Genomic DNA, 13,293 nt, shown 5'->3' on the forward strand with positions numbered 1-13,293 from the left:
CGCTTTTGCTGGTAAAAAACCGGCTCGAGCGTCCAGCCCTGTTTTGTCTTTCGGAGTCTTTTCCAATGAGCCAATGGCCAGATACCCGCATTCTCGACCTGTTTGGCATCGAACTGCCGATCATCCAGGGCCCGATGGCCGGTGCCACCCAGTCTTCGATGGTCATCGCCGTGTGCAACGCAGGTGGCCTGGGGTCGATGCCGGCGGCAATGTTGAGCATCGAGCAACTGCGCGAAGAGTTGAAGACCATCCGCCAGGGCACTGACAAACCCTTCAACGTCAATTTCTTCTGCCACCAGCCGCCGGCTCCCGATGAACAGCGGGCACGGGACTGGAAGAATCTGCTGGAACCTTACTACCGCGAACTCGGTGCCGATTTCGACGCTCCCACGCCGGTTTCCAATCGTGCGCCTTTTGATGCAGCAGCCTGCGAAGTGCTGGAAGAGTTTCGTCCTGAAGTGGTGAGTTTCCACTTCGGCCTGCCGGAAAAATCCCTGCTGGATCGGGTCAAGGCCACCGGGGCAAAAATCCTGTCGTCGGCGACGACCGTCGACGAAGCCATCTGGCTGGAACAGAACGGTTGCGACGCAATCATCGCCATGGGCTACGAGGCCGGCGGGCATCGAGGCATGTTTCTCAGCGATGACCTGAGCAGCCAGGTCGGAACCTTTGCCCTCGTTCCGCAAATCGTCGACGCGGTCAAAGTGCCGGTGATCGCTGCCGGCGCGATCGCCGATGCACGAGGGGTTGCAGCCGCCTTCATGCTCGGCGCGTCGGCGGTGCAAGTCGGTACGGCCTACCTGTTCACTCCGGAGGCGAAAGTCAGCGCTTCCCATCACAAGGCGTTGCGCACAGCGAAAGAAAGCGAAACAGCGGTCACCAACCTGTTCACCGGGCGTCCCGCACGGGGGATCCTGAACCGGGTGATGCGCGAACTGGGGCCGATGTCGGGCAAGGCACCCGCATTTCCCTTGGCTGGCGGCGCCCTGATGCCTCTGCGCGCCAAGGATGAAGCCGACTTCAGCAACCTGTGGGCGGGCCAGGCGTTCACGCTGGGCAAGGAACTGAGCAGCGCCGAACTGACCCGGCAACTGGCTGAAGGCGCGCTGGCGAAACTGGCTCGATAACCAGCGCAATCGGGTGAGAGGCTGCGCGCCCTCACCTGATGTGAAACCAGTACTTTCCGTTTAGCGGCATTTCGCTATATATTCAGATATATAGCGGGCCAGACCCTCGTATCGGCGCACTCTACCCCTCTAACAACAACTGCCCGCTGCACCTGCCAACAACGGAGCTGTTACATGACCATTCGTGCCTCACGTTTTGCCCCTGCCTGCCTGGCCTCCCTGCTTGCGGTATTCGCCGTTGGCGCTGTTCAGGCCGAAGAAGTGCAGGTCGCCGTCGCGGCCAACTTCACTGCACCGATCCAGGCAATCGCCGTCGATTTCGAAAAAGACACCGGGCACAAACTGGTTGCCGCGTATGGTGCCACCGGGCAGTTCTACACCCAGATCAAGAACGGCGCGCCATTCGAGGTATTGCTCTCCGCTGACGACACCACGCCGGAAAAACTGGAAAAAGAAGGCGACACCGTCAAAGGCTCGCGCTTTACCTACGCCATTGGCACCCTGGCGCTGTGGTCGGCTAAAGAAGGTTACGTCGATGCGAAAGGCGAGGTTCTGAAGAAAAACGAGTATCAGCACCTGTCCATTGCCAACCCGAAAGCCGCGCCCTATGGCCTGGCTGCCACTCAGGTGCTGGAAAAGCTGAAACTGACTGAAGCGACCAAAGCCAAGATCGTCGAGGGTCAGAACATCACCCAGGCCTACCAGTTCGTTGCTACTGGCAACGCTGAACTGGGCTTCGTCGCCCTCTCGCAGATCTACAAGGATGGCAAGGTCAGCAGCGGCTCGGCCTGGATCGTTCCGGCAAGCATGCACGACCCGATCAAGCAGGACGCCGTCATCCTGAACAAAGGCAAGGACAACGCCGCTGCCAAGGCGCTGGTTGATTACCTCAAAAGCCCGAAAGCCGCTGCGGTCATCAAGTCCTACGGTTATCAGCTGTAAATGTCGCTGACGAATGCCGATTTCGCGGCGATCTGGCTGACCCTGAAACTGGCGTCTCTGACCACTGCGATCCTGTTGGTCATCGGCACTCCGATTGCCCTGTGGTTGTCGCGCAGCCGTTCCTGGCTGCGCGGCCCCATCGGAGCCATCGTCGCCTTGCCTTTGGTGCTGCCGCCAACCGTCATCGGTTTTTATCTGTTGCTGGCAATGGGCCCGAATGGCTTTCTTGGCCATTTCACCCAGTGGCTGGGGCTTGGCACGCTCACCTTCAGTTTCACCGGGCTGGTGATCGGTTCGGTGCTCTATTCCATGCCTTTTGTGGTGCAGCCGTTACAAAACGCCTTTTCCGCCATCGGCACTCGCCCACTGGAAGTGGCCGCCACCTTGCGCGCCAATCCCTGGGACACTTTTTTCAGCGTGATCCTGCCGCTCGCGCGTCCGGGTTTCGTTACCGCGGCAATCCTCGGTTTCGCCCATACCGTGGGCGAATTCGGCGTGGTGCTGATGATCGGCGGCAATATTCCTGACAAGACCCGCGTGGTTTCGGTACAGATCTACGACCACGTCGAAGCCATGGAATACTCGCAGGCACACTGGCTGGCCGGGGCCATGCTGGTGTTTTCGTTCCTGGTGTTGCTGGCACTCTATTCCAGCCGCAAGTCGCGCTCAGGCTGGAGCTGACCGATGATAGAAGCACGCTTGAAACTCGCCTGGTCGGGCTTCGGCCTGGATGTCGATCTAAGCCTGCCCGGGCGAGGTGTGACCGCGCTGTTCGGGCAGTCCGGTTCGGGCAAGACCACCTGCCTGCGCTGTATTGCCGGACTTGAACGGGCTCCCCATGCCTTCATCAGAATCAACGATGAAATCTGGCAGGACAGCGATAACGGGATTTTCGTCCCGCCCCACAAGCGTTCGCTCGGCTATGTCTTTCAGGAAGCCAGCCTGTTTGCGCACCTTTCGGTGTTGGCCAATCTGCAATTCGGCCTCAAACGCATCGCAAGAACCCAGCGCCGGGTCGACATGGCGCAAGCCACCGAACTGCTGGGGATCGGCCATTTGCTGGAACGTCATCCGCAGCACCTGTCCGGCGGCGAACGTCAGCGAGTCGGCATCGCCCGCGCCTTGCTGACCAGTCCGAAATTGCTGTTGATGGACGAACCTCTGGCAGCCCTCGACAGTCAGCGCAAACGTGAAATCCTGCCTTACCTGCAACGCCTGCACGACGAGCTCGATATACCGGTTCTTTACGTCAGCCACGCTCAGGATGAAGTGGCGCGTCTGGCCGATCATCTGGTGTTGCTCGAAGACGGCAAAGCATTGGCCAGTGGCCCGATCGGGGAAACCCTCGCCCGACTGGACCTGCCATTGGCGATGGGCGATGACGCCGGAGTGATCATCGAGGGGCACGTCATCTCCTACGATCACGAGTACCAGTTGCTCTGCCTGCAATTGCCCGACACATTGCTGGGCATTCGCGTGACCCACGCACTGATGGACGTCGGCCAGGCACTGCGCTGCAAAGTACAGGCCCGCGATATAAGCCTGACGCTGCACGACACCGAACACAGCAGCATTCTCAATCGACTGCCGGTCAGGGTGGTCAGCGAGATGCCTGCCGACAATGCCGCGCACGTGCTGATTCGCCTTGACGCCGGTGGCACGCCGCTGCTGGCGCGGATTACACGGTACTCGCGGGATCAACTGGGCGTGCATCCGGGCCAGGCATTGTGGGCGCAGATCAAGGCAGTCGCGGTTCTGGCCTGAATCGGTTCGCACGACTGGCAGGGCATGCGGTCAATCGCTGTAACAGTTGACCGCCGCAAAGGAATCCGCCATGCCCGATGCCACGCTGACCGAAGTGTTGCCTTCGGACCTGCATTACGTCGATGACACCCAACCCGGAATCACACGCAAGAAGCTGCGTGGCAAGTTCTGTTACTTCGACCCCCATGGACAGCGAATCGTCGATACCGACGAAGTCAAACGCCTCAATGCGCTGGCCGTGCCGCCGGCCTATACCGATGTGTGGATCTGCGCCGATCCTCACGGTCATCTGCAAGCCACCGGCCGCGATGCTCGAGGGCGCAAACAATACCGCTATCACCCACGCTGGCGTGAAGTGCGCGATGCCGACAAATACTCGCGCCTGCGCGAGTTCGGCATGGCGTTGCCAAAGCTGCGCAAACAACTGGAAGCGCTGCTGGCAGCACCGGGGTTCAGCCGCGACAAAGTCATGGCCACGGTCATCACACTGCTTGACGCCACGCTGATCCGTGTCGGCAACACTCAATACGCACGGGATAACCGGTCATACGGCCTCACCACATTGCGCAGTCGGCACGTCGAGATCAATGGCAGCGCGATTCTGTTCCAGTTCCGGGGCAAGAGCGGTATCGAGCATCAGATCACCGTGAAGGATCGGCGACTGGCGCGAATCATCAAGCGCTGCCTGGAGATTCCGGGGCAAAATCTGTTTCAGTATCTGGATGAAAATGGCGAGCGGCACACCGTCAGTTCACAAGACGTCAACTCGTACCTGAAAACCCTCACCGGCGCAGACTTCACCGCCAAGGACTACCGCACCTGGGCCGGCAGTGCTCTGGCGTTGGCGGTATTGCGAGAGCTGCAATGGGAGTCGGAAAGCGAGGCCAAACGCCATGTGTTGGAGATGGTCAAGGGCGTCGCCCGGCAACTGGGCAATACGCCAGCGGTCTGTCGCAAGTGCTACATCCACCCGGCTGTGGTCGAGCAGTTCATGCTGGGCGCGCTGGCTGAACTTCCAAGGCCTCGGGTGCGCAAGGGCTTGCGCGCAGAGGAAGTCGCCCTGGCAATGTTTCTTGAGCGAATGGCCGACATGGCAACCGCACCTTGAACCCTGCAGACGTCTCGGCTAGGCTTGCGGCTTTCTCCTCCTCGGGATGACCGCAGAAGTGAACAACTAAGCCTTCAAAAATGTAATCGCGACACGCCTTTCAAGGCGCTTGTCAGTGTTCACGACATTTTTTGGAGGTGCCGATGACTCACGTCTCGCGTACGCCTGCCCTCGTCTCCCTGAATCAACTGGGTTTCCAGTTCGCCAATGGCGAGACGATTTTCAATGAAATCAATCTGAAATTCGACCACACACCAACCGCCATCGTCGGGCGCAATGGCGTCGGCAAAAGCGTACTGGGACGCTTGATCGCCGGGCGTTTACAGCCAGCCAACGGTAGCGTGGTCTGCTCCGTGACAACCGCCTACATGGAACAAAACCCCGTCGTACCAGCCAACCTCACAGTCGCCGACGCAACAGGCAGCACAGCCATTCTTCTGGCACTTGATCGTCTGAGCGAGGGCAAGGGTTCAATCGAGGATTTCGACATTGTCGGTGAACAATGGGATTTCGCAGAACGTTTGCGACGGTTGCTGGATGACGCAGGGCTGGCAAAGACTGGCTTTGACGACCGGGTCGGCAATCTGAGTGGTGGTCAGCAGGCCCGCATTGCTCTGATTGGCGCCTTTTTAAACCACACATCTCTGTTGATTCTCGATGAGCCGAGTAACCATCTGGATGCTGTCGGCCGGCAATGGCTACTGGGCATGCTCGAACGTTGGCGAAGCGGGTTGATCGTCATCAGTCATGATCGGCAATTGCTTGATTGCATGCAGCGCACGGTCGAGCTGACCGCCGCAGGCGCGAACGAGTTTGGTGGCAACTACTCGGCGTTTCGAGAGCAGCAGAAAATTCATCAAGCGGCCGCGCAGGCTCGCCTCGATCAGGCCAGGAGCGAACGCCATCGCGAACAGATCAGGTTGCGGCGCGAGCACGACACCATACAGCGACACGCGGCCACCTCCAGTCGCAATGCCGATACGGCCAACATCGCCAGTTTCGAACGCGTCGCCATCAAGGGCGCCGCCCGCGAAATCATGGGTCATGTCCGTTCTGTACATGAGCGACGCAAATCCGAATTGAATGCTCAGGTGCGTGATGCCTACGCCAAGGTAACCCCCGAGGATTGTGTGCTGGTCAACCTGCCGGGCAGCAGCGTGCCGACCGCGCGCCAGGTCTGTACGGTGATTGATGCAGGTTTGCCCTGGTTGCCGCCTGATGCGCCGACAAGCAGACTGAGCTTCTGGTTGCGCGGTCCGATGCGGATCGCTGTCAGTGGCCCAAACGGCTGCGGCAAGTCCACCTTGCTGAAAATGCTCGCGGGGGAGTTGCATGCTGTCACCGGACATTGCACGACTCATGTGCCTTGCGCATTTCTCGATCAGCAACTGAATCTGCTGGACGAGCAGCACTCCATCACTGAACAGCTGACAGCTCAAGGCTCGACGCTGAGTGAAGGCACTCTGCGCAGTTACCTTGCTCAGTTGCAGCTCGATGCCCGGCGCGCCACGCAACCTTGCGGTTCACTCAGTGGTGGCGAACGACTGAAAGCGGCACTGGCGCTGGCCTTGTGGAGGGAAACTCCCGCACAACTGTTGCTGCTCGACGAGCCGACCAATCATCTGGATCTGCCGTCTGTTGAAGCTTTTGAACAGGCTTTGCAGACATTTCCGGGAGCAATTGTTGTGGTTTCACACGACCAGAAATTCCGACAAGCGTTGCGCCCGACGCACAACCTGCACTGGCACCCCTCAGGCTGGTTGCTCCAGCCGACAAACTGAGCTGTGTATTTTTTGCATGATCGGTCAGGGCTTCTATAGTTGATCTGACACGCATCATCTGCGGTGACGCCATGGAAGACATATTCGTCGTGAAGCATTGCAACAAGATCATCATTCACGGTCGCCGCGCCGGAGAAAGTCTTCATGAGCCTGCCGAAGCCATTGGCTGGTATCGCATCAGCGACACCCGCACCGGCGGCTTCATCGGCGACGGCTACGATCTCGAGGAAGACGCCCGGCAAGAATGCCTGCGGCTCAATGCCGCCAGCGCCCGAGTAACCGTCGATGAGTCTTGCGGCTGATAGCTGTCATTTACGGGTCTATACTCAAACGAGCTGAAGGAGCAGCGCCCCAACGGCAGAGAGCTCGCGCTTCGCGGGCTTTTTGCTGCCTCAGAGCGGTTTACCGAACGGAGGTGTTCCATGTCCGAAAGAGAGTCCATCACCACGCTTCTTACCTTGCTCGACGCCCGGGAAGCGCGCCTCGCCGCGGCCTGCAAAGAGATCGCCGACTGGGTCGATCATCAAGGCGGGCACCCGACCGCCCTGCGTATCCGTGACCGTCTGAACGACATTGAAAAGGACACTCCCCTGATCCGCAGCACCCTGTCATCGCTAAAACCTGTCGATCGGCCGCTGCCACGTTTCCGGTAATCCGCTGATTTGCGTGTGGTCAGTTACAAAGAACGTCCCTGGTGGTGAAAGGTCAAACCCTTTACACGTCACCAAGGAGACGTCTCATGGTCACTCATTTCAAAGTCGACGGGCTTCTTGCCTGTGGTCACAAGGGCAACAATCTCAGCGCGAGCTCCGAGCTCAATCGCGTCAAATGCCGCAGCTGCCGCAATACTGAAGCCTATAAGGATGCACGCAAGGACCAGCGCAATGCCGCACGACGGGCCGCGCGTCATGCCAAGGCGTCACACCACGAATCAAATTGGCGTTCTGAATGGATCGACCGCCTGACGGCCATGGCAGGTCTTCAGCGTTTGCCAAGGGGCTTTACCGGCCAGGCCTTCGTCTAGACATCCCCTCACAACGGGCCGGCCTGCCCGGCCCTTTTTGCGAATGCGTTTATCACTGTGCAGATCTGCCGATGCTATGGTGAATTTTTGTCCGCCTCAATTTTGGAAACTCACCGTGCCAGTACCATTTGAATCTACAGGCAGCGCCGGAAACGCTCCGTCACCCCGTCGCAACTTTTATGAGGGCAACTCACATTCAACCGCAGAGTGTCGCCGTGCAGGCCCTCACAGCTGCGGGTCACACCGCAAAACTCTATGAGCTGACAGGCCCGAAGCTTTGGGGCGGCCTGCGAACGACTTCAGCGCTTATGCCAAGCGCACCGCTTCGACCGAAGTCTGGAAGTCTCTAAAGTGAACAAACGGTAGAAAAAGGGGTGAATGATTATTGCAAGGCAAAAGGGGCTCGCATGAAAAATAGCGTGCAAGTCCACTCCACGAGACAAGTCATCGAAAGGATCATCAGCGAGCCAAACGCTGGGAGAGTTGAATATTCATGCAGCGACTCTTTAGAATCTCCCCCCCTCACGGCAAGCTGCTTTGAAACCAATAGGAAAATTATGAGTAATCCGAACATCCAATACCGTCCGGATATTGATGGGCTGCGCGCCCTGGCCGTTCTGGGTGTTGTCATCTACCATGCTTTCCCGTCTTTACTTCCCGGTGGGTTTGTTGGTGTCGATGTATTCTTCGTGATATCCGGTTTTCTGATCGGTACGATACTACTTCAAAGTCTCGCAAAAGACACATTCAGCTTCAGCGACTTCTACTCTCGCCGGATACGTCGAATATTCCCCGCGCTAATCGTTGTTCTGGCATCTTGTTTGATAATAGGCAAACTCGTACTGCTCGATGATGAGTATCGACAACTTGGCAAACATGTGACTGCTGGCGCCACGTTCATCGCCAACTTTGCATTCTGGAGTGAAAGTGGTTATTTCGACACTGCCGCAGAACTTAAACCACTGTTACATCTCTGGTCTCTGGCTATTGAAGAGCAGTTCTACCTGATTTGGCCACTGGTGCTGTGGGGAGCATGGAAACTGCGCGCAAACATGTTGGCTGTGACCATCGTGATCGCACTTGTGTCCTTTGCCATCAATATCACCCATGTCACCAGCAATCCTGTTGCGACATTCTTCCTGCTACCGAGTCGCGCATGGGAACTGCTTGCAGGGAGTATCCTGGCATGGCTCGCTCTTCAAGGCGGCGGGGCAACAGCGCGGACGCCACTTCGTGCATTGCTTGATGATCTGGCTGGTGTACTTGGTTTCGCCCTGGTTGTTTGGGCAATGTTTTTTGTCCATAAATCTGACGCGTTTCCCGGCTGGTTTGCACTTGCACCGGTTACCGGAGCTGTCCTGTTGATTGCTGCGGGTCCGCAAGCACGCGTCAACCGTTTCCTGCTTTCGAATAAACTAGCGGTATTTATCGGTCTGATCAGCTTCCCGCTGTACCTGTGGCATTGGCCACTGCTGTCGTTTGCAAGGATTGTTCAGAGCGACGAGCCTGGCCGAGAAATACGACTGGCTGCAGTCCTGCTCGCAATCGGACTTGCATGGCTCACATACAAGTTTGTTGAACCCCCATTCCGCACCAGCAACCGCAGATTGGGCAAAGTCGTCGCACTGGTTTCAGTCATGCTGGTGGCGGGGGTCATTGGCTATAAGGGCCTTGTCAGCCAAAGCAGTGCTGACGAGACTCAAACCATGGCCTTGACAAAGAGTTATCAAACCATGGCTCTGTCACAGGCAAACTGTGAAAAACGGTTCCCGGATTGGACTAGCATCACGGACAATGCCTGCCGCTTCCAGAGAGAGGCAGACAACTCCGTTGCCATTGTTGGCGACTCTCATGCTGGCCACCTATTTCTGGGTATTAGCGAGCTGCTGAAGCCAAGCGAAGGGGTTGCGGTATTTGCAGCCAGCTGTGCGGCGCCCTATATTGATGTCGCCACTGCTCAGCAAGACAAAAATGCTCAGAAAGTCAGGAAAGGCGCCTACAAGCTTATAAACCGCGCGTATGACTACATAATTGACGACCCGAAAATCAAAGTCGTTATTCTGGCTCACCTTCCGATTTGCTCTTATCAAGATGCCACTGACATGAGAGATCCCTCCAATGGCGACTATAAGAAAGCTCTCACTGAAGGAATGAAGCGGACTTTCTCGGCACTGACGCAAGCAAACAAAAAAATCATTGTTTTGCTGGATAACCCAGTCCTGCCCTACGCGCCCTCAGCGTGTACCGAACGCCCTTTCAGGCTTACAAAGAACACTGATCGCTGCTCCTTCCCGCGCGAGCAATTCGACAAAAACCAGCCTTTCGCAGATTACAAAGCGCTTGTAGAAGCGGCAACCAATGACTTCCCGCAAGTTAAAATACTCGATCTTTCCACCAAGCTTTGCGATGAAAATCGCTGCTATCTGGCGAAGGATGGACGCTTGCTCTATAGCGATAACAGCCATCTAAATTTCGATGGATCTCGATATGTTGCACCCTATTTGGTTAAGGCAATCGAGAGTAACAACTAACCCCAAAATCGCGGCCCACCCTGCACGGACTGGGCGCAGGGCGGCCCGCTGATCGAATTTCCCACGGTTACAGTGGCGCCATATTTCGTAAATGTGAGCGGCGCCGCACATTTCTGGGTTGCTGAGCCATGGCCAGAATGTCGGTCACCGGCACACGTGGCTGGACGACGCGACGAACAATGCATTCAGCCACCAGCCCGGCGAGACCCGAACCGACGCCGCGGTCTTCGCCAGGCGCGGCACCTCGGTCAAAGTCCCCAACGTGGGATAACGGAACAAAAACGAGGCCAGAAACATCCACGCACTGAAACACGTATTGATTGATCTAATCCATACCCAAAACAGACCAGCATATAAATATAAAAGCGATCACGGACCAAACACTAAATCTTCAGCCTGTTCAAGAGTCAACACCTGAGTCAACTCAATCTTTAGATGACGATAAGCCCTAGGGTTGAATTTGATCTGCACAGCTGGGTTTTCACTGGCATTCGACAGCCAATCATAATTATTGCAATAGTCCGCAGGTATGTTTTGCCACTGCTGAGCTTCTGGAACCGCAAAGTTCTCCATATCGATCAACTCTCGATTGCAATATACAGCCCATATATCAACTCCCTCCCGAGGAACAACAGCAGAAGCAATCCCATATCCATAAGTATAAAGGGCCGGTGTTTTTTTAAAGGATTTTATTACATAAAATCCACTTCCCAACTCCCCGCCTGATGCATGATCCCAAGCCCCTGGCACGACTCTCAGACCGCTTGTCAAAGATGCCCTATGTCCAGATCTAGTAGCGTGAAAACCTATTAATCTCATAGAAAACTCCATTTAAGTTACACGACTCATCCAAACGCACAGGTTGAGTAAATCGCCCTCCAGGAAGACGAGACACCTAGATTAAATAGATCGGGTTCCGTCAGTTCGCCATCAATTTAGATGATGAGAACTGTCTACCCCCTAAAACCCCCTGACTTGATATAACAGCCGGCCAGGCGCCCTGTCCACACGCAAACTCTTGGTCCATCGCCCGAGCATTTTTACTTCTCTTTATCCAAGCTTAATGCCAGCTATCAACAAATAGACCATTCCCGAATAAAACGCCAATACGCCAGCCTCATAGGTCTACCTGGAGCAGCCCATGGCCCCTTCCCACCCTATATTGATCGGTGAATGCATCGACATGATGTGGACTATGCCCGACCAGTCAGTGCAGTGCTGTTTGACCAGACCGCCCTACTTCGAGTTGCGGGATGACAGCGTCGACGCGCAGATAGGCCAGGAAGAAACCCTGCCGAGTAGCAACGGAAATATGAAAGCGGTGGCCAGGAAGCCAAACGGCGTTGGCTGGGGGCATGGCACCTATAGTCAAGACAGCGCCCGTGGCAGGATCAAGGCGGTGGTCGCCATACAGGAAGGCCGAAAATCGATCCTGTGCGAACGAAACCCGGACTATGCAGCCATGGCCGAACAGCGGATAGCGGCGGCATGGCTCGACGGTGCGGCACAGATGGACGTGATTCACGATTCTGCGCCGGCCGCCTGATCCGCCAGAGCCTGACGACAAAATTGCCGTGCCTGGACTCATGCCTGCTTGAGTGGCTCGCTCTTTCCCCTCAAAACAGCATCATAGGCATTCTGCAACTCGATGCTTGCACGGGTCGGAATAAAGTCCGATACCGAAGGTTCACGGGGGCAGCTCTTGGTCATTGAAAGCGCGTGAGCAACCAAGTCATCAAGATTTACACCAAACCTTTCTGATGCGATCAGCACAGATATGAGGGCAGTTTGTAAGGCACTTTCACGAACAACGGCCATTTTGATCTCCCTTCGGCCTCATGCCGAGCCGCAAAAGTTAACCGATCCGACATCATTTTGCCATAACCCTATGCGGCGCATCCGGTAACGGAGGACAGCGCCCGACTGGAGGTCACCGACAGACCTGGCCGCAATTGCCGGCCAGCGGAATTGAAGAGGTAGGCCATGGCCGGTCCGATTCCTCAGATCGAGAACCGAAAAATCGCCACCTACCGATGCAGGAAGCTGCGCGGCGAGTTCGTTAAATCCGGTGCCGATAGGAAGGCTATTACCAAGCAGGAATCCATCGAGTCGGCCCGTCAGCTCCGGAAGCAATGTCGGAATGAAGCCGAGGCGAAAGGGTTGTTGACTGTGTAAACCACCGCTCACCCGGGCAAGGAAGTGCGCCATGAACATCACGAAGATCATCAAGGGCCGGCCGATAGCAGCCGCCCACGAACGATCGCAACCCGTCATTCGTGATCCATAGTTTTGGACTCAAATTGGTTTTCTGTTCCCTGCATCAACATCGCACTTCTACTGAAACTACGCTTTGAGTGAGCGCCCTATCTACTCCGGCTCCACGTCCTCGACCGGCAATGAAGCAAGCATTTCTGCCCGGCACACCTCAAGGATTTCATCAGCAAGTGCGGAGTCATCGGGGCAAGCACGCGACAAAATAATCGCGCCGACCGCACGCGACAGCAGGTCGATCATTTTCTTTCTCCCCTCACCCTCTGCGGCATCCGGCCCTGTCGGATATTTTCCCCCCAGGGTTTGCAAGGTGCGTTCAATGCCTTCAGCAAACGTCGCTTTCACATCGTCCGTCTGACGCGCCGCGTCGCCACACAGTGCGGCCATAGTGCAACCGCTGCCGCGTCCGTCGCGATGTTCTTTGTTCACATAGACGTTGATGAAACCGGGCACGTCGAGCGCCTGGGCACCTGTTAACGATTTGCCAAGACTGCAGGCCGAGGCTTCGGCCATCAGGTCGGCCTTCGAACCGAAGTGCTTGTAGAAGCCTCCATGAGTGAAACCGGCAGCCGCCATGAGGTCCGCTACACCGACGCCGTCAAAACCACGCTCACGGAACAGCTCCGAGGCCGTTTCAACGATGTGTTCTCGATTGGCCTGCGCCTGGGCCTTGGTCACTCTCACGTGCAATACCTCGTGTTCAGCGGGAATTCCTGCGTCTGATGATACATAGATGTCGACCATA

14 protein-coding genes and 1 pseudogene are annotated in these 13,293 nt (G+C 56.5%); 11 read left to right on the top strand and 4 right to left on the bottom strand.

Going from position 1 to position 13,293, the window contains the following annotated elements:
- The first annotated feature begins 65 nt into the window (after positions 1–65).
- The 10 genes from J5M72_RS13565 to J5M72_RS13610 all read left to right on the top strand — a co-directional run bounded on the left by J5M72_RS13565 (position 66) and on the right by J5M72_RS13610 (position 10,277).
- The gene (locus tag J5M72_RS13565) at positions 66–1,127 is read left to right on the top strand and encodes a nitronate monooxygenase (protein ID WP_207865780.1); all 1,062 of its coding nucleotides are present in this window, start codon (positions 66–68) and stop codon (positions 1,125–1,127) included.
- A 174-nt stretch (positions 1,128–1,301) separates the two neighbouring features.
- Entirely contained in the window at positions 1,302–2,069 is a 768-nt protein-coding gene (gene modA, locus J5M72_RS13570; RefSeq protein ID WP_207865782.1) for a molybdate ABC transporter substrate-binding protein, read from the top strand.
- Positions 2,070–2,750 carry a molybdate ABC transporter permease subunit gene (modB, locus tag J5M72_RS13575; RefSeq protein ID WP_207865784.1) on the top strand — a complete coding sequence of 227 codons (681 nt, stop codon included), beginning with the start codon at positions 2,070–2,072 and terminating at the stop codon, positions 2,748–2,750.
- 3 nt (positions 2,751–2,753) lie between these two features.
- Complete coding sequence (gene modC, locus J5M72_RS13580; protein ID WP_207865786.1) at positions 2,754–3,833, top strand: molybdenum ABC transporter ATP-binding protein; 1,080 nt, start codon at positions 2,754–2,756, stop codon at positions 3,831–3,833.
- Between the two features lie 70 nt (positions 3,834–3,903).
- Positions 3,904–4,941, top strand: a complete 1,038-nt coding sequence (locus J5M72_RS13585; RefSeq protein WP_207865788.1) for a DNA topoisomerase IB — start codon at positions 3,904–3,906, stop codon at positions 4,939–4,941.
- A gap of 143 nt (positions 4,942–5,084) precedes the next feature.
- Positions 5,085–6,722 carry an ATP-binding cassette domain-containing protein gene (locus J5M72_RS13590; RefSeq protein WP_207865944.1) on the top strand — a complete coding sequence of 546 codons (1,638 nt, stop codon included), beginning with the start codon at positions 5,085–5,087 and terminating at the stop codon, positions 6,720–6,722.
- Between the two features lie 71 nt (positions 6,723–6,793).
- Positions 6,794–7,024, top strand: a complete 231-nt coding sequence (locus tag J5M72_RS13595) for a hypothetical protein (RefSeq protein WP_169430559.1) — start codon at positions 6,794–6,796, stop codon at positions 7,022–7,024.
- 120 nt (positions 7,025–7,144) lie between these two features.
- Positions 7,145–7,375, top strand: a complete 231-nt coding sequence (locus J5M72_RS13600) for a hypothetical protein (protein ID WP_207865790.1) — start codon at positions 7,145–7,147, stop codon at positions 7,373–7,375.
- An 86-nt stretch (positions 7,376–7,461) separates the two neighbouring features.
- Positions 7,462–7,746: a hypothetical protein gene (locus J5M72_RS13605; RefSeq protein WP_207865792.1), complete on the top strand. Its 285-nt coding sequence runs from the start codon at positions 7,462–7,464 to the stop codon at positions 7,744–7,746.
- Positions 7,747–8,303: 557 nt separating this feature from the next.
- Positions 8,304–10,277, top strand: coding sequence for an acyltransferase family protein (locus J5M72_RS13610; RefSeq protein WP_207865794.1), 1,974 nt, complete (start codon positions 8,304–8,306; stop codon positions 10,275–10,277).
- A 369-nt stretch (positions 10,278–10,646) separates the two neighbouring features.
- Here the strand turns inward: J5M72_RS13610 and J5M72_RS13615 are convergent, their stop codons facing one another.
- Entirely contained in the window at positions 10,647–11,096 is a 450-nt protein-coding gene (locus J5M72_RS13615) for a hypothetical protein (protein ID WP_207865796.1), read from the bottom strand.
- Positions 11,097–11,673: 577 nt separating this feature from the next.
- On the opposite strand from J5M72_RS13615, the pseudogene J5M72_RS28940 reads away from it, so the two are divergent.
- A pseudogene (locus tag J5M72_RS28940) lies at positions 11,674–11,823 on the top strand (site-specific DNA-methyltransferase); the annotation flags it as partial.
- Between the two features lie 38 nt (positions 11,824–11,861).
- Here J5M72_RS28940 and J5M72_RS13625 read toward each other — a convergent pair.
- The 3 genes from J5M72_RS13625 to J5M72_RS13635 form a co-directional block, all read right to left on the bottom strand.
- Positions 11,862–12,095, bottom strand: a complete 234-nt coding sequence (locus tag J5M72_RS13625) for a hypothetical protein (RefSeq protein ID WP_169430564.1) — start codon at positions 12,093–12,095, stop codon at positions 11,862–11,864.
- An 18-nt stretch (positions 12,096–12,113) separates the two neighbouring features.
- Positions 12,114–12,551: a hypothetical protein gene (locus tag J5M72_RS13630; RefSeq protein ID WP_207865800.1), complete on the bottom strand. Its 438-nt coding sequence runs from the start codon at positions 12,549–12,551 to the stop codon at positions 12,114–12,116.
- A 93-nt stretch (positions 12,552–12,644) separates the two neighbouring features.
- A complete protein-coding gene (locus J5M72_RS13635) occupies positions 12,645–13,232 on the bottom strand; it encodes a TetR family transcriptional regulator (protein WP_207865946.1) in 588 nt (195 codons plus the stop codon).
- Positions 13,233–13,293: the final 61 nt, after the last annotated feature.

The organism is Pseudomonas sp. 58(2021) (genome assembly GCF_017491585.1).
GTDB classification, from domain to species: domain Bacteria; phylum Pseudomonadota; class Gammaproteobacteria; order Pseudomonadales; family Pseudomonadaceae; genus Aquipseudomonas; species Aquipseudomonas fluorescens_BT.